At 43.8% G+C, this 23,616-nt stretch carries 19 protein-coding genes and 1 pseudogene; 4 read left to right on the top strand and 16 right to left on the bottom strand.

What is annotated here, in order from left to right; genetic code table 11:
- Positions 1–203 precede the first annotated feature (203 nt).
- Positions 204–713, bottom strand: a complete 510-nt coding sequence (locus MKY63_RS24585) for a GNAT family N-acetyltransferase (protein WP_063829840.1) — start codon at positions 711–713, stop codon at positions 204–206.
- Positions 714–878: 165 nt separating this feature from the next.
- On the opposite strand from MKY63_RS24585, the gene xerS reads away from it, so the two are divergent.
- On the top strand, positions 879–1,961 hold the full coding sequence (gene xerS, locus MKY63_RS24580; protein ID WP_036687613.1) for a tyrosine recombinase XerS: 1,083 nt from the start codon (positions 879–881) through the stop codon (positions 1,959–1,961).
- Between the two features lie 701 nt (positions 1,962–2,662).
- Here xerS and glp read toward each other — a convergent pair.
- The 8 genes from glp to MKY63_RS24540 form a co-directional block, all read right to left on the bottom strand.
- Complete coding sequence (gene glp / locus MKY63_RS24575) at positions 2,663–3,925, bottom strand: gephyrin-like molybdotransferase Glp (RefSeq protein ID WP_036687615.1); 1,263 nt, start codon at positions 3,923–3,925, stop codon at positions 2,663–2,665.
- A 168-nt stretch (positions 3,926–4,093) separates the two neighbouring features.
- On the bottom strand, positions 4,094–4,600 hold the full coding sequence (locus tag MKY63_RS24570; protein WP_036687616.1) for a DUF4178 domain-containing protein: 507 nt from the start codon (positions 4,598–4,600) through the stop codon (positions 4,094–4,096).
- 14 nt (positions 4,601–4,614) lie between these two features.
- Entirely contained in the window at positions 4,615–5,019 is a 405-nt protein-coding gene (locus MKY63_RS24565; protein ID WP_036687618.1) for a DUF350 domain-containing protein, read from the bottom strand.
- A 123-nt stretch (positions 5,020–5,142) separates the two neighbouring features.
- Positions 5,143–5,811 (bottom strand): PspA/IM30 family protein, encoded by a 669-nt coding sequence (locus MKY63_RS24560; protein WP_036687619.1) that lies wholly within the window; start codon positions 5,809–5,811, stop codon positions 5,143–5,145.
- Between the two features lie 70 nt (positions 5,812–5,881).
- Positions 5,882–6,220 (bottom strand): hypothetical protein, encoded by a 339-nt coding sequence (locus tag MKY63_RS24555; protein ID WP_076218215.1) that lies wholly within the window; start codon positions 6,218–6,220, stop codon positions 5,882–5,884.
- 24 nt (positions 6,221–6,244) lie between these two features.
- Positions 6,245–7,177 (bottom strand): dihydroorotate dehydrogenase, encoded by a 933-nt coding sequence (locus MKY63_RS24550; RefSeq protein ID WP_036687621.1) that lies wholly within the window; start codon positions 7,175–7,177, stop codon positions 6,245–6,247.
- On the bottom strand, positions 7,170–7,874 hold the full coding sequence (locus MKY63_RS24545) for a dihydroorotate dehydrogenase electron transfer subunit (protein WP_036687623.1): 705 nt from the start codon (positions 7,872–7,874) through the stop codon (positions 7,170–7,172). The genes MKY63_RS24550 and MKY63_RS24545 overlap by 8 nt, the downstream gene beginning before the upstream one ends.
- An 87-nt stretch (positions 7,875–7,961) precedes the next feature.
- On the bottom strand, positions 7,962–8,996 hold the full coding sequence (locus MKY63_RS24540; protein WP_036687625.1) for an NADH:flavin oxidoreductase/NADH oxidase: 1,035 nt from the start codon (positions 8,994–8,996) through the stop codon (positions 7,962–7,964).
- Between the two features lie 187 nt (positions 8,997–9,183).
- Here MKY63_RS24540 and MKY63_RS24535 point away from each other — a divergent pair, with 187 nt between their 5' ends.
- On the top strand, positions 9,184–10,065 hold the full coding sequence (locus MKY63_RS24535) for a polysaccharide deacetylase family protein (protein ID WP_036687626.1): 882 nt from the start codon (positions 9,184–9,186) through the stop codon (positions 10,063–10,065).
- Positions 10,066–10,169: 104 nt separating this feature from the next.
- On the opposite strand, the gene MKY63_RS24530 is transcribed toward MKY63_RS24535, so the two are convergent.
- The gene (locus MKY63_RS24530) at positions 10,170–10,826 is read right to left on the bottom strand and encodes a 3D domain-containing protein (RefSeq protein WP_036687628.1); all 657 of its coding nucleotides are present in this window, start codon (positions 10,824–10,826) and stop codon (positions 10,170–10,172) included.
- A 400-nt stretch (positions 10,827–11,226) separates the two neighbouring features.
- Between MKY63_RS24530 and ppk1 the strand changes: the two genes are divergently transcribed.
- The gene (gene ppk1, locus MKY63_RS24525; RefSeq protein ID WP_036687629.1) at positions 11,227–13,341 is read left to right on the top strand and encodes a polyphosphate kinase 1; all 2,115 of its coding nucleotides are present in this window, start codon (positions 11,227–11,229) and stop codon (positions 13,339–13,341) included.
- Here ppk1 and MKY63_RS24520 read toward each other — a convergent pair.
- From MKY63_RS24520 to glgB, 5 genes and pseudogenes are all read right to left on the bottom strand, one after another.
- The gene (locus tag MKY63_RS24520; RefSeq protein WP_036687631.1) at positions 13,289–14,818 is read right to left on the bottom strand and encodes a Ppx/GppA phosphatase family protein; all 1,530 of its coding nucleotides are present in this window, start codon (positions 14,816–14,818) and stop codon (positions 13,289–13,291) included. The genes ppk1 and MKY63_RS24520 overlap by 53 nt on opposite strands.
- 161 nt (positions 14,819–14,979) lie before the next feature.
- Complete coding sequence (locus MKY63_RS24515) at positions 14,980–15,702, bottom strand: amino acid ABC transporter ATP-binding protein (RefSeq protein ID WP_036687633.1); 723 nt, start codon at positions 15,700–15,702, stop codon at positions 14,980–14,982.
- Positions 15,689–17,152: pseudogene (locus MKY63_RS24510) on the bottom strand (ABC transporter permease subunit); the annotation flags it as partial. The gene MKY63_RS24515 and the pseudogene MKY63_RS24510, both read right to left, overlap by 14 nt.
- A gap of 453 nt (positions 17,153–17,605) precedes the next feature.
- Positions 17,606–19,030 carry a glycogen synthase GlgA gene (glgA, locus tag MKY63_RS24505; protein WP_036687636.1) on the bottom strand — a complete coding sequence of 475 codons (1,425 nt, stop codon included), beginning with the start codon at positions 19,028–19,030 and terminating at the stop codon, positions 17,606–17,608.
- A 47-nt stretch (positions 19,031–19,077) separates the two neighbouring features.
- Complete coding sequence (gene glgB, locus MKY63_RS24500; RefSeq protein ID WP_339813611.1) at positions 19,078–20,928, bottom strand: 1,4-alpha-glucan branching protein GlgB; 1,851 nt, start codon at positions 20,926–20,928, stop codon at positions 19,078–19,080.
- A gap of 303 nt (positions 20,929–21,231) precedes the next feature.
- Here glgB and MKY63_RS24495 point away from each other — a divergent pair, with 303 nt between their 5' ends.
- The gene (locus tag MKY63_RS24495) at positions 21,232–22,455 is read left to right on the top strand and encodes a glucose-1-phosphate adenylyltransferase (protein ID WP_076098784.1); all 1,224 of its coding nucleotides are present in this window, start codon (positions 21,232–21,234) and stop codon (positions 22,453–22,455) included.
- Positions 22,456–22,555: 100 nt separating this feature from the next.
- On the opposite strand, the gene MKY63_RS24490 is transcribed toward MKY63_RS24495, so the two are convergent.
- Positions 22,556–23,614, bottom strand: coding sequence for a GNAT family N-acetyltransferase (locus MKY63_RS24490; protein WP_081388067.1), 1,059 nt, complete (start codon positions 23,612–23,614; stop codon positions 22,556–22,558).
- Positions 23,615–23,616 lie beyond the last annotated feature (2 nt).

The following is a 23,616-nucleotide window of genomic DNA, read 5'->3' as shown; positions in this document are numbered from 1 at the left end:
AGATGCTCATTACTTTACAATTCGTATATGTTCTTAATAGCTAGCCAGTTTTATAAAAAATACAGTTTCCTGGCCGTCCTTCTTGACGCTCTCTTGGTCATCCTCCACTGTCTAGCTCTCACTCGCTTAGCACCACTTTTCCATTCCATTTGCTGTTAATAGTAAACTCCTTCTTTAAGAAAAACCCGAAAACACACGGATTTTCATTTCTTAATTCGATTAATAGTTAATGTGTTGAAGTATTGGCTGGGGTTGCCTTGTTGTGGATTAAAGCGCTCTTGAAACTCTCCATGGGTATAGTCCCCGATCACTTTATGCCAGAAATCACGAGCGGGCGTATTCGCACGGACTTGTGAAACCTTCCATTCACCAGAGTACATATCAAATAGCTTATGCGCAGCCCATGTACCTACACCACTTCGGCGGTATTTTTGCATCACAAAAAACTCAGTCATATAAAACTGGCCTTCAGGATTACGCAATAACCTGTCCACCAAAGCAAAACCAGCAATATGCCCGTCCACCTTAAACAAATATGCGAATTTATTATTCCCGCTACTCCAATAAGCTTCTAGTCCCGGATAGGCCGGAAATACCCCGTCTTGATTGACTTCAAATTCCAAATAACGGGTGAAATCATATAGGTAGAACTGCATTAATCTGCTTATAGTATGCTTACGTTCTTTGGGAACCAGCTCAATTTCAAGTTTCATTATGTGCACCTCTGACATTTATGTTTACTTCACATCATAAAGCTTACCGGCATCAGGAGCAAGGCTCGGCCCTAGTTTTCCCTTCATTCGAAGTCCAATCTGGGACAAAACATGTTAAGATAGAAGGAAGAGATTTTATGCAATCTATGGAAAAAGGTGAATCACATGAGCGTTCAAAAGAACGATGACCGTAAAAAACTTGATCAAAAGCTACCCCTCATGCCCTGGTTCGTTCAGCAGTTTATTGACTATAAACGGCCTGATCTCTCCCCCTCCACACTGCTGGAGTATATCCGGGATTATGAATCTTTTTTCGGCTGGTTGCGGGCAGAGGGTTTATCCCAAGCCGGCTCAAATACCGAGATCACGCTTCTAGAATTGGAAACCCTACATATGGACAGTATTGTCGGATATCGGTTGCATCTAACTACCCGAGCCGAAGGTACGAACACTCGTGTTACTGTATCCCGTAAACTATCTGCATTACGCTCCTTATTTCATTATTTAAGTCAAATCGCTGAGGACGAGAACTTTTATCCATTGCTTAAGCGAAACATTATGGCTAAGGTTGAGGTCAAACGAACACATAAGCCAAAGGATACTGCCGCTAAATTAAAGGGTAAGATTTTGGAAGATGAGGAATTACTGGAGTTTGTGGGGTACATTTATGAAGGGTATGGACGGGATGTGGAAGGCAACAAACAGGCTTATTATTCGTTTCAATTGAATCACGAGCGTGATGCCTGTATTGCCAGCTTGATTCTGAACTCTGGCCTGCGTGTATCTGAGGTAGTCAATCTAAACGTAGACGATTTGGATATTAACAACAAGCTGCTCTATGTCACCCGCAAAGGGAATAATGACGAAACGTTTAAGACACCCGTCTATTTTAGAGAGCAAGCTAAAGATGATCTAGCTCTTTATCTTAGTCTGCGCCAATCTCGCTACAAAACACCCAAGAGAGAAAAGGCCTTATTTATCTCTCTCCCTAACGGGCGTCAAGAAGGCAAACGTATGACCAAACGTGCGATTCAAGAAATGATTATTAAGTACGCTAAACGCTTTGGTAAACCGTATCTTACGGTTCATAAGCTGCGTCATTCTTTTGCAACAGATTATTATCTGCAAAATGATATTTATAAAACGAAGGAACAGCTCGGGCACGCATCCACCGAGACAACTGAGATCTACGCTCATCTAACGGATAAAACGATGTCTGAGGCGATCGAGCGGCGTGTCGATAATTAATCATCACAAAGGGAGCTCATACTTCGGATGAGTAGCCGCTCTTCGCTATTGCAGAGTTGTTATCGGACTTAGCTGACCTTAAACGCAAGATTATCTCATATTTGGGTGGCTAACGGACCTCAAGGTCGCTATTGGCCTGAAATACGCAAATATGAGCTCCATTCTATGAAATAGCGACGCTGAGGTCCGAAACCCCGCTTAAAAGGTGATAAATATGCAAATAAGATCATCTGGGTCCGTAAGCGTCCGCGGGTGATTAATCTCGGCAGTGGCGCAGCCAATAACTCAAAACAATAGAGCAGTAACTCTTCCGATAGGAGATTTACTGCGATTTGTGTCGCCTACCCGGAAACTTTACTTTCGCTTTTCTTCAAATTTGAATTACATTCGGCGGGCACCCCTAACCCGATTATTGTTGCACTAAAAACCCACTTACGGTACGTAAGTGGGTTTTCTTATTCTAATTTCTGGGGTAACCCTCCCTTTAAAACCGGTTGTTAGCGACTATTGGGTTAGCAGGAACGCTGTTTTTTTGCTTATCTATTGTGAATTTTTCATATGTTGAAATGTTGGAAATAATACCGTTGACCTAGCAATTCTATGACGATTTCTGTGCGTGCGTGGATATCAAATACCTTTAATTACTCCAATATCTGCGGTGAAATTTTGTTCATCATCGATGGGCAGAGTACCCTCCACATCTAGCCCCGAATCTCTCCTGGCAGCTTGATCACCGTTACCTTATCTCCGGCAGATAGCCCCTTTTCTTCTGGGGGTACAACTATCAAACAGTCGCTATCCTTGATCGTGACCGTTACGGAAGATTCATCAATGAGTGCCGGATAAGCAAACAAGCTGCCGTCTTTTATTTCTAAGCGAGCTCGCACAAATCTAGTAAAATTATTCACTCTTTTATAATCTGTACCGAGTGTAACGTTCCATTCCGGTAAAAAGGGCTGAGAAGCACTTTGCATCAGAGAAATCACAGGCCGTGCAAACAGTTGGAACCCAACGAAACAAGCCCCCGGATTCCCGGATAAAGCTAACAGCAGCTTACCCTCTCTAACCGCAGCAGTAGTTACGCTTCCCGGACGCATCGTCACTTTGTTGAACAACATATTTCCACTTTGTTCACGAACCAAGTCGCCCATGATATCATAGTCCCCCACAGAAACGCCACCCGTTGTAATCACAAAATCATAAGTTTCCAGCGCCATCTGTACTTTACTTCTAGCCAGCTCCAGATCATCCACAATAGCGCCTAACATTACTGGAACACCCCCTGTCTCTTTGACTAGAGCTTCGAGCATAGGGGAGTTACTATTGCGGATTTTGCCAGGCTCCAGCGGCTCATGCACTTCCAGCAGCTCTGTTCCTGTGGCAAAGATGGCTACCTTAGGACGACGATAGACTTTCACGGTATGTAATCCAAACGCTGCAAGAACAGCTATATCCCCCGCAGAGATTAACCTTCCTATAGGCAATACAAGATCTCCTTGGCTTAATTCGAAACCTTGAGGTGTGATATTGCTGTTTGCTTCTAGTTTTTTTCGAATACCAACGTAAGTCTTTCCATCCTCTTCACGTCTCTCCGTGACCTCCAGCATCACCACAGCATCAGCCCCAACCGGTACTTGTGCACCAGTCATAATTCTTGCGGCTGTTCCCGGAGTTATATCTACCGCAGGCACTGCGCCACACGGAATATTATCCACAATTTCTAACCATACAACTTGTCCATTAACACAGTTACGGGTATCCGACGCTATAATCGCATATCCATCCATACTAGATCGATTAAACGCAGGAAATGGGTGTGGAGCAATCACTTTTTCAGCCAAATAACGTCCACAACACTCATACAGTGATACGTCTTCTGATTCTAGCGGATTAGCATATTTGATTATTTTGGCCTGAGCTTCTTTTACTTGCAGCGCTTCACGCTGAAATTTATTATCCTTCATAAAGACCTCCGCTCTGAAACGTCGATGTTTGCAGTAATAAATATTATTTTAACATGAGACCTCTTGAAGTAAAATTATAAACACAAAAGGCCACCATCCATGTTAATGGGCAGCAGCCTTTTCTACAATATTTTTTCCGGTATAGTGATCTATTACTTCTCTACTAGGCTAGGATGCTCTAATTACCTTTACATCCCCAGGGATTATTTTCTCCCCTTCATAAAGCATAAACCGTCCATGTTGCCACTCTACACGCAGTAGACGTGAATCATCTGATTGATATTGCCACACATGCTGCTCTCCACCATTCATAAATGGCGTCTGACCTGCAACAGCAACAAAACCTTCATATTCTTCCTCCAGGAAAAATGTATAGCCATCGAGCTCAAGGGTTGCTGGAACCTCAGCAGGATTATCTAGCCGCCCGTCGATAGGTCTGTACAATCCATATTGCAGCTGTTCCCGCTCTTCTATATGAAGATAAGATATCTGGCTTCCATCTCTAAGGGTCAGAACTACAGCATTACGGCCCCGATTATGTGTCCGGCCAGTAACTTCATAGGTGACAAGCGATACTTCACAAATGTCTCCGGGAGACAAATTAAGCATACTTTTTTGAACTTCCTGAGGCGCTGGCTTAGAGAAAAGGTTACCTATACGTTTCCACATACTCAACTTGATCGTTCCTCCTACATAAAGGCAGTAATAATTAAAGCACCCGTAATTTGCAGTGAACCTGATAGCAGGCCATATCCGATTTTACCAAGCTGTGTACCATGATCCAGATCCAGCTTCCCCCAATTTGCTAGTAGAAGCCGAACCGTTCTTTCTAAAATTAACAAAAGCAAAAATGATACCAACGAAATCAGCAACGCATCTAACAAACTATTGGAAGCCGCTATCGATGAAGATAAAATGAAGGCCTGAGCTAAAAGCTTCATTACAAACCGTGTAGTCACCGCCATATTTCCAGCCTTTAACTCTTCAATATCGTTATAACGAGTAAAAAGTGAATCTATATACATCAGTACAAACAGCAACACAGCGCCGCTCACCGTCCACACGACCATGGACACCAGAATATGGAGATCCATTCTATAGCCCCCGCTTAATCATTTTGCATGCCTTTCATAAGCATAGATAAAGCGAAGAAGAAACGAATTTCTGTCTCCCCTTCGCCTGTGAACACCAGCCGTGAACCGGCTAAAGATCAAATGTTATTGCTTCTCGTATTGTTTCATCAGAGCCGCCAGTTCATCTTCAACCGCTTGATCTTTGTTCAGCTTCTCGAATTCATCATCCAGAGATTTATTGCCTGAACTCATCTCATTACTGGCTTCAGCCTGAGCTTCTGCTTGCAGCATTTTATCTTCCATACGTTTGAGACCTGCAGACGCTGAATCGGAGCTAAATCCGCTCATTGCTTTGTTGATCTCGGTTTGAGCTTTGGCAGCGTTATAACGCGCAACCAATGTCTCACGTTTGTTCTTCATTTGGGTAAGTTGTTTGCGCATCTCTTCAAGCTTGCCACGAAGGTTATCCGCAGAGGCTTTGTTCTGATCAAAGCTGGCTTTGTATTCTACCAGTTTAGCTTCAGCAGCATTTTTCTCTTCCAGAGCGCGGCGAGCAAGGTCAACATTACCCGCTTGAGCTGCTGCATGAGCCTGTTGGGTACGTTTGTTAACAAGCGCTTCTTGTTCTTCATACAGCTGTTTGAATTTCTTCTCAATGGCGATTTGCGCCGCTACAGCTTTTTCTGCATCTTCTAAATCTTCGGTCATATCACGAATGTATTGATCTGTCATTTTAATCGGGTCTTCTGCTTTGTCAATAATCGCGTTCACATTAGACATGGTTAAATCGCGCAATCTTTTAAATATAGACATGGTTTCATTCCTCCAAAAGATAATTTAATTCCTCACATGCTATCTTTTACGTAGAATTGTCACTACCGTTTCATATTTGTTGCGCTAAATATTGATTTACTTTTAAATTCACAATTTCCACGACTTCCATAATACCTTCTTTTGTGAGATTGTCATAATGAATCCCCATCACTACTGTGACCGTCTTGTTCAGCGCTTCAGCTACTCTGATCGCAATGGGCTCGCTTATCGTGTGCTCTTTATGATGAGGAACCGCTGAAGTCAGTACTTTAACCTGCTCCCCCTCCAGATAAGCAGTACTCGTGGCACCAATATGCCGAACACCTCCACTAATTAAGAGCAAGAGATCACGTCCGACAGCCGTCGCCTTCAGCTCAATATCCTCAGGATCAATCTGGTTAGTAGTCAATAGTATTCCCCTCACTGCTTCACTTTATATAATGCCCCGTATTTCCTCTAGTGACTGAATATTTTCTTCAACCATAAATTGCTCAAGCTCTGCAACTAGCTGACTACCTGCACGCAAGTTCATGAAATTATAAGTTCCCACTTGGATAACTGCAGCACCTGCCATAATAAACTCGATGATATCCGTTGCTGAAGTGATGCCACCCATTCCGATCACGGGAATCGTTACGTTTTGTGCAACTTGATGCACCATACGCAGAGCGACAGGCTTAATCGCAGGTCCAGACAATCCAGCATATAAGTTATTGAATACACTGCTTCTGCGGCGGACATCAATCTTCATTCCTGAGATAGTGTTGATGAGCGAGACAGCGTCTGCTCCCTCCTCCTGACACATTTGTGCCATTTCAACGATATTTTCGGCTCCCGGCGACAGCTTTACAGCAAGGGGCAGTTTAGTTGCGCGTCTAACAGCCTGTACTACTTTTTGAGCTTCTGAAGTTTGGATCCCAAACGCAATGCCGCCCTCTTTAACATTTGGACAAGAAATATTCAATTCAATCATGTCCACTGCTGTCTTACCTGCACTCGCACGAGCATCTGCATCCCGCTGAATCATCTCAGCACCAAGAACATAATCTTCAAGTGTGCCTCCGCCCAGGTTGACCAAACGAGCAGTTTCGAGTGTTTCCCAATAAGGGCATTCTTTATCCAAAAATGCAGCTACACCCGGATTCTCGAGTCCCACACTATTCAGCATACCAGAAGCTGTCTCATATACACGAGTGCCGGGATTTCCCGCTTTCGGATTGAGGGTTAACCCCTTGCCAGAGATTCCGCCCAGCAGAGACACATCATACAGCTTGCCATATTCACGGCCAAAACCAAACGTTCCAGAGGCCATTATAATTGGATTTTTAAAATGAACGCCAGCAATTGTTGTGTTCAACTTAGTCATGGAAAATCACCTCCTCAGAAAGAAACACAGGTCCATCTGCACAGGCCTTCTTTTGACCATCACGGCAGGATACACTGCAGACCAGACAGGCTCCAATCCCACAAGCCATTCGGTTCTCTAGAGAAAGGTATACTTTCGTTCTACCGCCTGCTTCTTCAGCAGCAATGCCTTTACGTTGAGCAGCTTTAAGCATAGGGTGTGGGCCGCAGACAAAGACATGATCATATTGGCTGAAATCCACACTATCCAAAATTAAACCGCCAACATCGACTACAAGCTCACTTGCAAGTGGGCGAAACGCTTCTGTCCGGTAAGCTTCACGGCTAAAGCCCAAAAAGATATCACTCCCCGGAAGCTGCTTCGCACAATAATATAGCGGTGCAATTCCGATCCCACCGCCGATGAGCGCAACCTTCCCTTCAACCTGTGGAAATCCATTTCCAAAAGGGCCCTCAAGCTCTACCGAATCACCTGAACCCAGCCGTGAGAATATCTCCGTACCTTCCCCAACTACGTGATACAGAAATTCAACACTATCCTCGTGTACTTCATGTATACTTAAGGGTCTGGATAGGATGGGGTAAGCTCCCCATGCCCGTAACATGTAGAATTGACCCATTGCTCCGCCACTATTCGTCTCTACCTTAAGGTGATACACACCATCTGTCAGCCGTTCGTTACTTAGAACCGTCCCCACGTTATCAAGCTCCTTCAAATTTTATCTTTATTAAGATTGCCTTAGAAGGAGCATAAAATCTGTGACAAACTTCACATTGAAAACGGTCTAGCCTCTTTTCCAAATCCCACGTTCATAAGGTTTAGGTACATCATGTACGCCACCAAGCGCTTCTTCAGCATGTAAAGCCCAATAAGGATCACTTAACATCCCACGGCCAATAGCTACAAGCTCCGCCCTTTTTTCTGCAATGATGGACTGTGCCTCAGAATAGGCTTCAAGCCGTCCTACCGCAATTACTGGCACTTGTAATCCACTGCGAATATATTCTGCCAGATCTGCTTGGTAGGCTGGGCCCGCATTAGGTCCACCATTAGAGCCAATGGGCCCTTCACCACCTGAAGACACATGGAACATATCCACTCCAGCATCCTTATATCGGCGGCAAAACTCCAGGGCATAGGCAGCACCATATCCACCATCAACATATTCTTTCGCGGATACCCTCATGATCAAGGGCATATCTACTGGCACTACTTCTCGGATTGCTGCAACTACTTGTTCTCCAAAAAGTGCAGGATCTTGTCCATATTCATCCTCTCTGAGGTTGGACAGAGGTGAATGAAACTGGTGAATTAAGTAACCATGCGCACCATGAATCTCCACAGTATCAAATCCTGCCTCCACAGCTCTACGAGCGGCATCACGAAAGGCTTCTATCATCTCAAGGATGCCTTCCTTAGAAAGCACCTGTGGCTGCTTAGAACGAGCATCAAAAGGAATTGCAGAAGGTGCAACCGGCGGCTCAGCATCGACCGCTTTACGTCCGGCATGCCCTAGTTGAATGGCTATTTTTGCTCCATAGGCATGTACACTATCTGTGAGCTTACGATACGCCTCTATATGCGTATCACTCCAAATCCCTGTATCCCGGTTCGTTATTCTACCGTCCGGATGTACTCCAGTCATCTCGACAATGATTAGACCAGTACCTCCAATAGCACGGCTTACATAATGAACAAAATGCCAATCATTGGGGATGCCATCCTCTTTATCCACCGAATACTGGCACATAGGTGGCATAACAATACGATTTTTCAGCGTTAAACCCTTCAATTCATAAGGTGCAAACAATTCTGACATCCTTGTCCCCATCCTTCCACCTGTCTATAATTGGCCCGGGAATATCCCGTTCTATTTAGTATACACGCATTAGTGTGTGCAAGAAATCTTTACCAGAGACCTTGAAGAAACGGCATAAATTCATCCTTCAATGGAGATAACAATGAAGAATATGGTGATGATCAGGTAGTAAAGGAGGCATTTGGGGATGTATGATCAACGGAGAGTCCAGAAACTGCTGGTAGTATTAGGATCAATCATTGTCCTGCTATTTCCAACCTCTTCAGCAGAGGTTGCTTCAGCTCCAGCTCAGAATCAGAAGTCCTCACAGGATCAAATTAAAAGTACGCAGACCACTGACGAAGACAAGGCGATATCTGCGGGAACTTCTACTACAAATAATTCAACGAGCAGCAACAATAAGAACACTAAGGGCTTGTCTCTGAGTCAGCTATTACACAAATATCCCGAGACCTTTAAGACCAGCGGTCCTCGGAATAAAGTCATCGCCTTAACTTTTGACGATGTGCCTGACCCAAGGTTTACACCCCAATTGCTAGATGTTCTTAAAAAATATCATGTCAAAGCAACCTTCTTCGTGGTAGGAAGCCGAGCTGAGAAACATCCTGCTCTAGTGAAGCGGATGATTAGAGAAGGACATGCTATTGGAAATCACTCTTATGACCATCCTCAGTTTGTGAAGCTGAAGATGCATGATTTCAGATCACAGATCATTGAGACCGAGAACATTATTCAAACCTTGGCCGGATATAAACCACGCCTGATTCGTCCACCCTATGGAGATATCTCTGAGCAACAATTGAGATGGGCAAAAAATCATGGTTATAAGCTCGTAAATTGGAATGTGGATTCGTTGGACTGGAAGGGACTTTCCAAAACTCAAGTTAGAAATAACATCTTAGCTAATGCAGGAAAAGGAGCAATTATCCTTCAGCATGGTGGAGGTGGGCCGGGTAGTGATCTTAGTGGAACGATTCAGGCTTTACCTGAGGTAATCACGATTATGCGTAAACGCGGCTATTCTTTCGTTACCGTGCCTCAATTGCTGCAGGTCTCTAAAAATAAATAAATAAATAAGAAACGGAGGCAGCCGCTAAGGACTCCCTCCGTTTCTTATTTAACCTATTTAAAACCATTCCATATCTCTGTATAAATCTCTATATTTTTAGCTAGCTATTTAACAATGTATAATTGTACATATTGATAACCAAAATCCGCTACAAAGCTTTGGCTGCCTGGAATAAAGATATCGATGCGGTTACCTTTAATGGCACTTCCCATATCGGTTGCAGTAGCCAGAAAAGCTTCTTTAGGCAATCCTGAGTGTGAATGGCCGGTAACCAACACTTTTGTTCCAAGAGGAATTACACTTGGATCAACCGCAATGGTTCCTAGCTTAAGTGGGTTTCCAAAATAATCAACCGCACCCCAGCCTCCATTCTCACTAGCCGCTGAGGAATAAGCAGAAGCCTTAACTTGTATCGTTTTCTCATAGTTAAATGACTTGCCCCATGCTTCAACTGTTTTTGATTCTGGAGTAACATTCAGGCTTGGGGTAAGCACTGGAGTTTCTGTCGTAGCTACAGCTTCTGCTTGCATTTTACTAGGGATCGTTATTTTAAGTCCATCGTAAATATTAAGAGCTGCAACGTTTGGATTAGCTTTCATTAGATCATTAACACCGACATTGTATTGTTGAGAAAGAGTATAGAAAGTATTGCCTTCCTTTGCAATATGAACGCTGTCTGCAAAAGCAGGAGCGGTGTGCAGCAATGCACTAATTCCCATAACTGCAGCAAGGGTTTTAATGGTTCTGAACTTGTTCTTCATAAATGCCTCCTCTTTAGATGGGCGTAAGCGGTATGACTTCCGTATACGCTCGTGTACATTTCCTGTACTTATGTACATCTTGTGTGATGTCCTGATGTATTGTTGTCTTTTGTAAAACTGACAGGACTTAATATATCACAATTTTGTAACCTATGCGTATGTAATTGTTACCATTCTGAAATAACATGTTTAATTATTGTCTTTGATTCATTAAGAAGTTAACATAATTTTTATTATGTTAACTAATTAGCGACAATCATATCCTATTATATAAAATAATTAAATAATATTCTTTGAGATTTTACATAGATTTAACATTTCGTGCCTCATCCAATAGTAAAATGATAGAATATGATAAATAGATTTGAGATACAGACATCGAAGCATATTTGGAGGTCCCATGAATACAGAAGAGATTAAAAACAACCAAAGCAGTCCAGCCACTGCTTACCTCAATAGGGATTTGAGCTGGATCGAATTTAACCGCCGTGTACTCAAGGAGGCGCAGGACCCTGATAACCCTTTAATGGAACGTGCCAGATTTCTGGCAATCGTCTCGAGCAATCTGGATGAATTCATAAGCGTTCGCGTAGCGGGAATTCAAGATCAGATCCGGGCGGGTTATACTAAAAAAGATTTCACAGGCTACACCCCTTCCGGGCTGTATAAACGCCTCATCAAACGCGTAACCAAAATCATTGCCGATCAATACCGGACATTCCGTGATATTTCGCGGAGTTTGCATAAAGAAGGCATCGTATTTGTGGATTATAAGGATCTTACCCATGCCCAAGAGCAGTCCATAGAACAGTATTACCGGGATATCATCTATCCTGTACTTACGCCAATGGCTGTTGATCAGAGCCGGCCGTTTCCACTCGTGCACAGCCAGTTTATCTACCTAGCTGTTGTTCTTACTCGTAAGAATGGCCTTGAAGAGGAGCCTTATTTTGCTATCCTGCAAATTCCTTCGAATCTGCCAAGATGTATCCCTCTTCCACACCGCTCTAATAGTAAGAAAAGACAATTTGTATTTATTGAAGATGTGATCCGCCATCACATTCAAACCTTATTCAGCGGTTACGAACCTGTTGCGGTTAGTGAGTTTCGTTTGACTCGTAACTCAGATCTTACAATCGATGAGGAAGGTGCCGAGGATCTGCTGGAAGAGATCGAAAAAGAGCTGCGCAAGCGTCGTCGCGGGGTGCCTGCTCGTCTGGAGGTACAAAAAGGTATCCATCCCTATGCTCTTGAGCAGCTACAAGCTGAATTTGAGCTGGAGGACTTCGTATTTGAAATAGAAGGTCCGCTCGATCTGGGCTTTCTTCGTAATTTTGCCGGAAGCTTAAAAGGTTTTAGTTACTTGAACTATCCACCTATTGAGCCGGTCTACCCTGCTGAATTTCAAGAAAACGAGGATTTCTTCGAGGTGCTGCGTGAACGGGATGTATTAGTCTACCACCCTTACGAGTCTTTTGATGCGATGACAGACTTTATCATTCAAGCTTCAGAAGATGAGCAAGTGATGGCTATTAAAATGACCTTATACCGCGTCAGCGGAAATTCTCCACTTATCACTGCACTAGCCAATGCTGCGGAGTCTGGCAAGCAAGTTACAGTGGTTGTAGAGTTAAAAGCCCGATTTGATGAGGAACGGAACATCGCTTGGGCACGCCAGCTTGAAAAATCAGGCTGTCATGTCGTTTATGGTCTGATCGGACTCAAAACGCATGCCAAAGTGACCTTGATTGTCCGCCAGGAAGGCCCTGAACTGCGTCGTTACGTGCATGTAGGCACAGGAAACTATAATGACAGTACAGCCAAGGCTTACACGGATCTCAGTCTATTCACCGCCCAAAGCGATATCGGACTGGATGCTTCCGAGCTGTTTAATCAAATGACTGGATATTCGGCTAATTTTGACTGGCATTCCTTCATTGTAGCGCCAACGAATATGAGCTTATCCCTGCAAAAGCTAATGATGCGTGAAGCTGAACATGCGCGGGCAGGCAGACCCGCACGCATAATCGCCAAGATGAACTCACTCTCTAATCAGCAAGTGATCGACGATTTATATGGCGCAGCCCAAGCCGGTGTCTCCATTGACTTAATCGTGCGAGGGGTTTGCTGCCTACGTCCGGGAATAGAGGGCTTAAGTGAAAACATTACAGTACGCAGTATCGTAGACCGTTTTCTGGAGCACTCCCGGATCTATTATTTCGAAAATGGCGGCAAACCTGAGGTGTATTTATCCAGTGCCGACTGGATGACTAGAAACCTAACCCGCCGGATTGAGCTGATGTGTCCTGTCAGAGACAGCGGCATCCGTAAACAGATCGTCAAGATTCTAGAGTTGTCTCTACAAGATAATGTTAAAGCCAGCTTCTTGCAGGCTAATGGATATTACGAACAACCAGACGACAAAAAGGCCCCTTTCCGGAGCCAGTTTGCTGCAATGGATGTTACACGTTGGAAGGGAAGCCGAGTTTTACCTTCACCGCCCAAGCATTCTTAAATGCTTTTATCGCGTTCTCAATGTCCTCTAGGCCAATTAGCAGTGACGATGCGCCCTCTAAGTCCAGATGAAGCGTATTGCCGTGCAGATTGGCCTTCAGGCCGCTTACAATTCCAATCTCCGTGCTGTCCAGCGCAATGCTAAGCTGGACAAGCGATCCGAGCTTATGAATCCACTCTTCGTCGGATGGCAGCAAAATGTCCTTATGTTGTTGGGACAATTTCTGCTTCCGGCTTTTTGTGCTGTATGAGGCAATCATAGCGCAAAGAATAAGCTGACGGTGGGTAAGTCCACGAATCGGTGAATTCATCAACCAATACAAAGTATGTCGTTTGGATTGGTAATAGTTAATATTCGTTCCCGTACGATGCAGCATGATGGACACATAGATTAACATCTCGTGCTCTGCTCTATTCGATTCATCTTTAAATGCGTCAAACAGGCTGAGCGCTAGCTTGTTGATATGATCTAAATACCGTTTAGAGGTATGAATATCAAAGCGAATGATCGTGTTTAAGCTATATTCCAAAGCACTAGCACGCACTGGCTGCTCCGGCTCCAGCAGATCATGCAGCAAACCTTCTCTGAGTCCTTCCCCGCTGATCACCGCCTCACTCGCCCCAATATACTGATACACCGTATGGAAAATAATCAACCCGGATACAATGATATCCGCCCGACTCTTAGATAGTCCTTCTAAATCCTTACGTTTTTCGTAAGGCATTGAAGGTAGGGTGTTCATAAAGTGCTCGATCGTCTCACTGGTCATCGTATAGCCATGGGAGTTAGGCAATGAGTATGCTCGTGTCTTCTGATCCAGCTTCCCTAAAGAACGAACCGTCCCTCCTAAACCGAATAAAGGAAGACCAGCTTTGGCATTTAGCCAATCATGCTCAACCAGCCTGCCCAGAACAAAGGTCTGCAGCTTGTGAATCTGCTCATCGCTCCAATTCCCACCTTGGCCAAACATTAGGTTGGTATTTACTGCCCCAAACGGGAAAGAAATGCTGTGTTGATAACGCCGCTGACAAAAAAGAGTGATTTCAGTACTCCCGCCACCAATATCAATGACATAACCATCCTCTACATTAAAGGCATTAATAACACCCAAGAAGCCATAATATGCCTCCTGGTGGCCACTGATCACCTCAATCGGAATGGAAGAGGATTGTGACAAAAAGCTTATTATTTCGCTTGAGTTAGCTGCATTACGAATAGCTGCCGTTGCACCCGCCCGAATGGTTTCCACTGCAAAAGCATTGCAGATTTCCTTAAACTGCCGCAAGACCGGAACAATCGTTTCCATGTCCTTTTGTTCCAGTCTATTCTCCTTCGTAATCTTCTCACTAAGGCGAGCGGAGTACTTACACTCCTTGATGATCTTATAGCCTCCTTCGCGCGTTGTATCATAAATTACAAGACGAATGGAGTTCGAACCAATATCAATAATGCCTATCCGGCGTAGATCATCTCTCATTATGTATGTACTCCTTTTCCTGTTGATTGACTGACCATCTATTATACATGGTTTACATAAATAAATGAACTCAGTCCCAGCGATATATCCCCACATTACCCTCAGGACCCTATAACAAAACGGCCACCGGATACTTGTCCAGGGCCGTTTTGACGAATTCTTTATAATACTTTACTTAAAAAATCCTTAGTCCGAGCATGTGTAGGATTACCAAATACTTGTTCAGGAGTACCCTGTTCAACGATTACCCCGCCATCCATAAACAGAATGCGGTCACCCACTTCACGGGCAAAACCCATCTCATGTGTAACAATAACCATTGTCATTCCGTCTTCGGCAAGCTTTTTCATAACCTCAAGTACCTCTCCTACCATTTCCGGATCAAGCGCTGAGGTAGGCTCATCAAAAAGCATCACATGCGGCTGCATGGCTAATGCACGAGCAATCGCAATCCGCTGCTTTTGTCCACCGGACAATTGAGCTGGATAAACATCCTTTTTATCTTCAAGCCCTACAGTCTTGAGGAGCTCCATTGCGAATTTATCGGCCACAGCCTGTTGCTGTTTTCTTACTTTAATCGGTGCGAGTGTAATGTTTTGCAGAACGGTTTTGTGCGGAAAAAGGTTGAACTGTTGAAAAACCATCCCCATCTTCTCACGCGTTGCATTGATATCATGCTTCTTTGAGGTGATCGATTCCCCTTCAAAAGTGATCTCTCCACCTGTAGGCTGCTCCAATAGATTCAAGCAACGCAGAAAGGTACTTTTTCCCGAACCACTGGGCCCGATTACAACGACAACCTCACCCTTTTTAATCTCCAAATCGATTCCCTTGAGAATCTCCAGCTTTCCATAATGCTTCTGCAGGTTCTTAACGGCGATCATCGGTATTCAGCCTCCTTTCGAGTCTACCTAGGATCTTGGAAAGCGTAAATGTTAGAACAAAATACATAAAGGCAGCAATCACGAGTGGTGTCATACCATCATACGAAATCGTTGTAACCGTACGAGCTTGAAACATCAAATCCGTTACTCCGATAAATGAAATAATTGATGATTCCTTGATAATGGTAATGAATTCATTACCGATTGCCGGAAGTACACTTTTAAGTGCCTGAGGAAGTACAATATGACGCATTGTCATCCCTTGTTTCATTCCAAGTGAACGTGCGGCCTCCGTTTGTCCACGATCGACACCCTGAATTCCGGCGCGAAATATTTCTGCCAGATAAGCAGAACTGTTAATGGAGAGTGTAATCGCCCCGGACTGAATCGGAGTAAACTCAATCCCAAACGTCGCCAGCCCGTAATGGATGAGAAACAGTTGCACAAGCATTGGAGTGCCCCGCAAAAATTCAACCCAAGCAGTGGCTAAGAAACGTAACACTCTCCATTTTGACATCCGTAGTAGAGAGACGATAATCCCAAGAATGAAGCCAAAAAAGACACCAAGAACAGCAAGAAGCAAGGTATATTGTAATCCAGTCAAGAAAAGATCACGATAATCATAAGCCATTCTAAATAAAGTAATATCCAATATCTTATCCCCCTATCTCCAAAAAAATAGAAAATAGCAAAGTTCCGCTATTTTCTGTAATACACATACAATTTACTTCAGCAGACCTAAAACAATATCCATTCCTTACTTCGTGCTTTCAGCAAGCTCACTGGCTGCCGCTACATATTCATCAATCTTACCTTCTGATTCTAGACGTTTAAGTGTAGCATTTACTTTATCTAGAAGCTCTGTATTGCCTTTTTTAATACCAATTGCGTATCCATCATCTTCTACTTCAGGCTTAGCATCGGTAATTACAAGACCCGCTAAATTCTTAACAAAAGATTTGGCAACAGGTCCTTCAATAATTGCTGTATCGATACGGTTAGATTGCAATTGCAGAACGATCTCGGAGATTTTACCAAGAGAAGTGATCTTTGCGCCTTCAATCTCTTTGGCGATTTCTTCTTGAATAGAGCCTGTCTGTACACCAATTTTGGTGCCCTTCACCGCGTCCATAGTAGCGTATTTATCTTTATCTGCTTCGCGCACTACAATAGCTTGCTCTGCTTTGTAATAAATATCTGAGAGTTCAACCGCTTTTTTGCGTTCTTCAGTCGGGCTAAGACCGGAAATCACCATATCTACACGTCCACTGGACAATTCGTTAAGCAGTGAATCAAAAGGCAGATCCTTAACTTCAAGCTCAGCGCCCATGTCAGCAGCAATTTCCTTAGCGATGTCGATATCGAAACCTACGATAGTATCTTTTCCGTCCACTACTTTATGGAATTCGTACGGAGGAAAATCTGCACTTGTTCCCATAATCAGCTTTTTAGTAACTGCACCGGAATTTGCATTACCACTAGCAGCGGTATCATTATCATTTTTATTTTGACCGCAGCCTGAGAGCAGACCTACCGCTAATACCATTCCTAAACTAAGTTTACCCCATTTGTTCATTTCTATATCTCCCCTATTCATATGAAAAAATCTAAGTTGACCCAATGACTGACTTATTATAAATCAGAACGCATGAATATGCAAAGGCATAATTGTGACAATAACTTCCTTTTAATGGATTTCTATGAGGGTAATTCTATAATACACAACTAAAAAACCGTTTTTATTCACGATGAAGCAAGATTTATACATTTTTACTATCCCCTATACTAGCTAAATCATTCGATTATTCATTCCCTTCTGTCATAAAAAAAGGACTGCTCCCAGAGTATTTACCATACTCCCGGGTGCAATCCCTTATTAACCCATTACAGAATTTGTTAAACTTTATCTTGTTATATCATCATAGATATCCATGTACTGCTGAGCGGATACATTCCAGCTATAATCTCCCGCGAATGCATTTTTTGTGATCTTTTTCCAATGTTCAGGCTGCTTGTAAAAAGAAAGTGCCCGGCGCAGCGTAAACATCATATCGTGAGCATTATAATTGCTGAACGTAAAGCCATTGCCTTCACCGGTTTCTTCATTATAAGCGTGCACAGTATCATTGAGGCCACCTGTCTCACGTACAACGGGTATGCTACCATAGCGCAAAGCGAGCAGCTGACTGATGCCACATGGCTCAAACTTGGACGGCATAAGGAAGATATCGCTGGCAGCATATATTTTACGTGAGAGTGCATCATTAAATAGGATCTGTGAAGACAGCTTTGTCGGATAACGCCATGCTGCTTCCTTGAACCAACGCTCGTAGGATTCATCACCAGTTCCAAGCAGCACAAATTGAATATCATCGTGATATAGCAGCTCATCCAGCACTCGGGTAAGCAGATCTAAGCCTTTGGAGTCCACAAGACGCGTGACCATAGCTACCATTGGGATATTAGCATCTACTGGTAATCCCAGCTCTTCCTGCAAGGCTACTTTGTTCTCCGTCTTCTTGGTTAAATTGGAACGATAACGGGTGACAAGGCTGGAATCTGTCGCTGGATTATAACTTTTAGTATCAATGCCATTCACAATACCACTTAAAACATCTGACCGTGCGTTCAATAAACCATCCAAGCCGTAACCATAATAAGGTGTGCGAATTTCTTCTGAATAGGTCGGACTAACGGTCGTGACCCGATCACTGAATACAATCCCGCCTTTTAAGAAATTCACATTACCATAGTACTCCACACTACCAAAATAACTGCTATCCAGACCTAACAGCTCTCCAAGTACCTCATAAGGAAACACTCCCTGATACAACAGGTTATGTATTGTAAATACACTCCGCATTTCACTGTAAAATGGATTGTGACGATAATGCCCCTGTAAGAGCATTGGAATTACGGCCGCGTGCCAATCATGGCAATGCAGAACATCAGGCTGGAAATCAATGGCCGGCAGACACTCCAGTACTGCACGATTATAGAACGCAAACCGTTCACCATCGTCCATATAACCATAAATTCCATCACGCCCAAAATAATACTCATTGTCGATAAAATAAACGGGGATACCCTCATAGATAATGCGTTCAATTCCACAGTATTGTTTTCGCCAGCCAATTGGGACATACACTTCCGTTAAATGCTCCATTTGAGCGGTGAACTTGTCAGGAATCCCACGATATTTAGGCAAAATCACTCGTACATCTACCCCGGCAGCCTTCAGCGCTTTAGGTAGTGCTCCAATGACATCGGCCAAACCACCCGTTTTGACAAAAGGATGGGCTTCAGCTGCGGCAAATAAAACCTTCATGATTATTTCCCCCTTAAACTGTACGGATTCTCTATTCGTACTTAGATCTATAACTCTTTTGCCTCTTTATTCTTACCCATTCGTGACGTTTTTTTAAACACCAGGAAGCTAAGGGGCGGAAGAGTCAGCTCTATGCTGTTCACCTGATTGTGCCATTCCAGCTTAACGCTCTTTTGAGGGACATTGTGCAATCCGGAACCGCCGTACTCTACATTTTCGGAGCTAAAGAGCTCTTCATATGTCCCAGCCCGTGGCACGCCTATACGATAATTGTGCCGTTCTACCGGTTGGAAATTGATGACAATAAGCAGCGTATCTCCTGGTTTCTTCCCTCGGCGTATATACGAAATCACACTTTGATCATTGTCATCTGCATCAATCCACTGATAACCTTCTTGAGCATGATCCAGCTCCCACAGCGCTTTTTCGGAGCGGTACAGTTTATTAAGTGCAGCCGTGTAGGCAAGCATCCGACGATGGCTCTCATAATCCAACAGCAGCCAGTCCAGCTGCTCCTGATCCTTCCATTCGATAAACTGACCGAACTCTCCACCCATAAACAGAAGCTTTTTACCGGGATGTGAGATCTGATATCCCAGCAGCTGTCTGAGCCCTGCAAACTTCTGTTCATAAGCACCCGGCATTTTGTCTAACAAAGACTTCTTGCCGTGGACAACCTCGTCATGCGATAGCGGCAATGCGTAATTTTCGGCATAAGCATAACATATTGGGAACGTAAGTAAATTATGATGATAAGGGCGCCCACCAAAATCATGTTCTATGTAGCCTAGCGTATCATTCATCCAACCCATATTCCATTTGTAATTGAAGCCAAGGCCTCCTTCATGCACTGGTGCAGTAACCCCCGGCCAAGCACTGGATTCCTCCGCCATCATCAATGCTTTTGGGAAATAATGAAAGATAGCCTTGTTCAGATTCTGGATAAATTTGATGGCTTCCAGATTCTCCAATCCACCGTTAACATTCCGCCGATATTGATGATCCCGCTTTTCGAAATCTAATCGAAGCATACTGGTAACCGCATCTACACGCATTCCGTCGATATGATAATACTCAAACCAAAACAGCGCATTAGAAATAAGAAAAGAAGAAATCTCCGGCTTACTGAAATCAAACGAAAGTGTCCCCCAGCCTGGTTTTTCAGCTAACATTGGATCGGCATATTCATAAAGTGGCGCTCCATCAAACATACGTAATCCGTGTGCGTCTTTGGCAAAGTGAGCTGGAACCCAATCTAAAATCACACCGATACCTGCCTGATGCAGCTGATCGATCAAATACATCAACTCATGGGGTTCGCCATAACGGCTGGTTGCCGCAAAATACCCCGTCCCTTGATAACCCCAGGATAGATCGTATGGATGTTCTGCCAGCGGCATAAATTCCACGTGTGTATAGTTCATCTCCACCAAATAAGGAATTAAAAGCTCGCTCATTTCCCGATAGGTGTAGAACTCTCCATCTTCTTTTTGACGCCAGGTACCGAAGTGCATTTCATAAATGTTCATTGGTTGTTGATAAGGCGCTTTGCTTTTCCGACGCCATGCTGCATCTCCCCATCGGTAGCCATCCAGTTCTGCTACTACCGAAGCCGTTGCCGGTCGAACCTCGGCTTTGAAAGCAAAAGGATCCGCTTTTAGGAAACTTGATCCATCTGAGGCAAGAATCCTGTATTTGTAAAAAGTTCCCGGCTGTATTCCCGGAAAAAAACGACTCCAAAATCCTGAATCGGGTATCTTATATAACGAGTCCACGCCCTGTGTTCCGTCCCAATCATTATGATCACCAGCTAGTCCTACATATGTCGCATGAGGAGCCCACACGGTAAAGCGCACACCGGTAACGCCTTCTTCAGCGGCAGTGTGTGCACCCAGCATAGAATAGCTGCGATAATTGGTGCCCTCATGGAACAGATAGATATCAGCAGCTGACGGAAGGGTCTCGATTTTTGCTTTTTCAGCCAATTCTACACCACCTTTTTCAATGTGCTTGTACCTATTACCTTACCCGAATATTACCATTTTGAAAATGTTTTGATGTTAAAAGAAAAGATTTTCTGATAAAGAAATATTAATTGTAATTTTTCTGTTTACAAAGCAATATATTTCACCTATGTCGTTTCAAGCGCTTGTCGTAAGTTTATATTACAAGCATTGACAAAATAATGGGAGGGATAACAAATGAACAACAAAAAAGATTGTATCGCCATGTTATTGGCAGGAGGGGAAGGCCGCAGATTGGCTCCCTTGACTTCCAGTATGGCTAAGCCTGCAGTCCCTTTCGGTGGACAGTATAAAATTATTGATTTCCCGCTAAGTAACTGTGTAAATTCGAACATTGATACAGTAGGTGTTCTGACACAATACGAAGCTGACTCTTTGCATAATCATATCGGTGAAGGTGAGCCTTGGGGCTTAGTTAGTCAAAAGGATAAAGGTGTCACATTGCTTCCTTCAGGTGTTGAAGGCAGAGACAGTTATACAGGAACTGCTGATGCGATTTATAAAAACATTGACTTTATTGATAGCCGCAACCCAGAACATGTGCTCATTCTATCCGGTGATCATATTTACCATATGAATTACCGTAAGATGCTGAATTATCATATTGAAAAAGGAGCAAAAGCAACTATCTCCGTAATGGAGGTTCCTTGGGATGAGGCTAGTCGTTTTGGAGTAATGAACGTAAACGATGATCTGAAAATTTCCGAATTTGCGGAAAAACCTAAAGTACCAAAAAGTAATCTTGCTTCAATGGGTATCTACCTGTTCGAGTGGGCTTATCTGAAGGAGCACTTGTTGCGGGATGCAGCTAATCCTAATTCCAGCCATGACTTTGGTAAAGACGTTATTCCTACCATGCTGGATCAGAATGATGATTTATTCGCTTACCGTTTCAAGGGTTACTGGAGAGATGTAGGTACAGTCGGCAGTCTCTGGGAAGCACATATGGACCTTCTGCAAAAAGACAATGGCATGAAGTTAGACAAGACTCATTGGCCTATGTATAGTCGGGTTCGCCGGAATAAGCTTGCAGTTCATAAACCACGTGTACAGATCCCGTCAACGGACTCTCTCGTGAATGAATCCTGCTCCCAAGAAGGTAGTCTACAACGTTCTGTAGTCTTTAATGGGGTAGAAATCGGTAAGATGAGCCAGATCAAACAAAGTGTTATTATGCCTGGAGCTCGCATTGGTCGTGGAGTGCTGATTGAGAATGCCATTATTGGTGAAGGGGCAATCATTAAGGATGGCGCAGTCATCAAGGGAAGCATAAATAATATCGTTGTCGTTGGACCACATGAGACTGTGGCTGCCAAGCCGGCGGTCCGAAACCAACCTTCCCGTCTGTTTCAGGATGTGTATGAGAAGACAGGACGTTTGCGTGAAGTTCTTCCTTCATAACAACCATTATATAGAAAAATACTTTATATAAAAAGGGGCTGTTGTCCTGGTCGATCATGACCAGAGCAACAGCCCCTTCGGTTGTGCAAAATTAATGATTTTATGAATTACGGCTAGCCGTCCATTCTCTGTCTAATATGCTCATTTCCACACAATCTACATATTGCTCACCGAATAAAGCGGACTCACGTTGAACACCCTCCCGCTTGAAGCCAACAGCTTCATAAGCTTTCAGGGCAGCTGTATTGAAATCGAAAGCGCCTAGAGACAGACGATGCAGGTCCAGACCTTCAAATCCAATTCGAAGCATTTCTTGTATCATCCGTTTACCAATGCCTCTACCTTGAAACTCAGGGTCCACTACTACCCTGCCGATACGTGCAGAACGATTAACCCGGTCAATGGCTGAAAAGCTAATATGGCCCACTACCTGCTGCGTAGCTTCCTGAATTGCACAGAAGATAAGGCGATCGGATAAGCCTGGATGATTAGCATCCGTTAAGTATTTAACAAGCTGCTCATCGTCTAAAGGATAAGTAAGCGAAGGTCCTGCCCACTGCTTCAGATACTCTGGAGAAACACTCCAGCGCTTTAAGTGTTCAAAATCAGATTCTGATATAAACCTGAGGATCAGACGGTCTGACTCAGCACTCTCCTCAAAATGTTCATATAAGTTCACTAAACGACCATTTCCCATATCGTTAGTGCCCATGTAGTGAAAACCCATGCTCTGATAATAACGATTGAGCTTAATGTTATGTGCCACAGTGTCAAACCTAAGACTCTTACAGCCTAGATCTTTGGCTAGCACTACTGCATATTTAAGCATTTGCTGTCCAAGTCCTCGGCCGCGGTGGGAGTCTTTCACAGCCAATCGGTGCAAATAAGCGTAGGACTCATCATTTTTACTGCTCCAGTACTGTGGATCACTGAATTGCAACGTGAACATGCCAACTACAGCCCCATCGTCAAGGGCTAAATAAACATGTCTGTCAGCGAAATATCCTGCAATATCGGTCTCATTAAATTGTCCGGGTGTCCATTGGTTAATCCCGTTACGCTCCATCCATCCTGCCGCTTCTTGCAACAGCCTCAAGATGTCGTTAACCCGATCAGGCTCTCCACGAACTATACGGATCGAATTCTTCGTTATCCCCATCT

The sequence above is a fragment of the Paenibacillus sp. FSL R7-0189 genome (assembly GCF_037969925.1).
Taxonomy (GTDB): domain Bacteria; phylum Bacillota; class Bacilli; order Paenibacillales; family Paenibacillaceae; genus Paenibacillus_AQ; species Paenibacillus_AQ odorifer.
This window is presented reverse-complemented; position numbering and strand designations above follow the sequence as displayed.

Coding starts and splice junctions, on each gene's coding strand:
- MKY63_RS24585 (WP_063829840.1), bottom strand. CDS start 713: ATGAAACTTGAAATTGAGCTGGTTCCCAAAGAACGTAAGCATACTATA.
- xerS (WP_036687613.1), top strand. CDS start 879: ATGAGCGTTCAAAAGAACGATGACCGTAAAAAACTTGATCAAAAGCTA.
- glp (WP_036687615.1), bottom strand. CDS start 3,925: ATGAAGGATAATAAATTTCAGCGTGAAGCGCTGCAAGTAAAAGAAGCT.
- MKY63_RS24565 (WP_036687618.1), bottom strand. CDS start 5,019: ATGGATCTCCATATTCTGGTGTCCATGGTCGTGTGGACGGTGAGCGGC.
- MKY63_RS24560 (WP_036687619.1), bottom strand. CDS start 5,811: ATGTCTATATTTAAAAGATTGCGCGATTTAACCATGTCTAATGTGAAC.
- MKY63_RS24550 (WP_036687621.1), bottom strand. CDS start 7,177: ATGACTAAGTTGAACACAACAATTGCTGGCGTTCATTTTAAAAATCCA.
- MKY63_RS24540 (WP_036687625.1), bottom strand. CDS start 8,996: ATGTCAGAATTGTTTGCACCTTATGAATTGAAGGGTTTAACGCTGAAA.
- MKY63_RS24535 (WP_036687626.1), top strand. CDS start 9,184: ATGTATGATCAACGGAGAGTCCAGAAACTGCTGGTAGTATTAGGATCA.
- MKY63_RS24530 (WP_036687628.1), bottom strand. CDS start 10,826: ATGAAGAACAAGTTCAGAACCATTAAAACCCTTGCTGCAGTTATGGGA.
- ppk1 (WP_036687629.1), top strand. CDS start 11,227: ATGAATACAGAAGAGATTAAAAACAACCAAAGCAGTCCAGCCACTGCT.
- MKY63_RS24520 (WP_036687631.1), bottom strand. CDS start 14,818: ATGAGAGATGATCTACGCCGGATAGGCATTATTGATATTGGTTCGAAC.
- MKY63_RS24515 (WP_036687633.1), bottom strand. CDS start 15,702: ATGATCGCCGTTAAGAACCTGCAGAAGCATTATGGAAAGCTGGAGATT.
- glgA (WP_036687636.1), bottom strand. CDS start 19,030: ATGAAGGTTTTATTTGCCGCAGCTGAAGCCCATCCTTTTGTCAAAACG.
- glgB (WP_339813611.1), bottom strand. CDS start 20,928: ATGCTGGGTGCACACACTGCCGCTGAAGAAGGCGTTACCGGTGTGCGC.
- MKY63_RS24495 (WP_076098784.1), top strand. CDS start 21,232: ATGAACAACAAAAAAGATTGTATCGCCATGTTATTGGCAGGAGGGGAA.
- MKY63_RS24490 (WP_081388067.1), bottom strand. CDS start 23,614: ATGGGGATAACGAAGAATTCGATCCGTATAGTTCGTGGAGAGCCTGAT.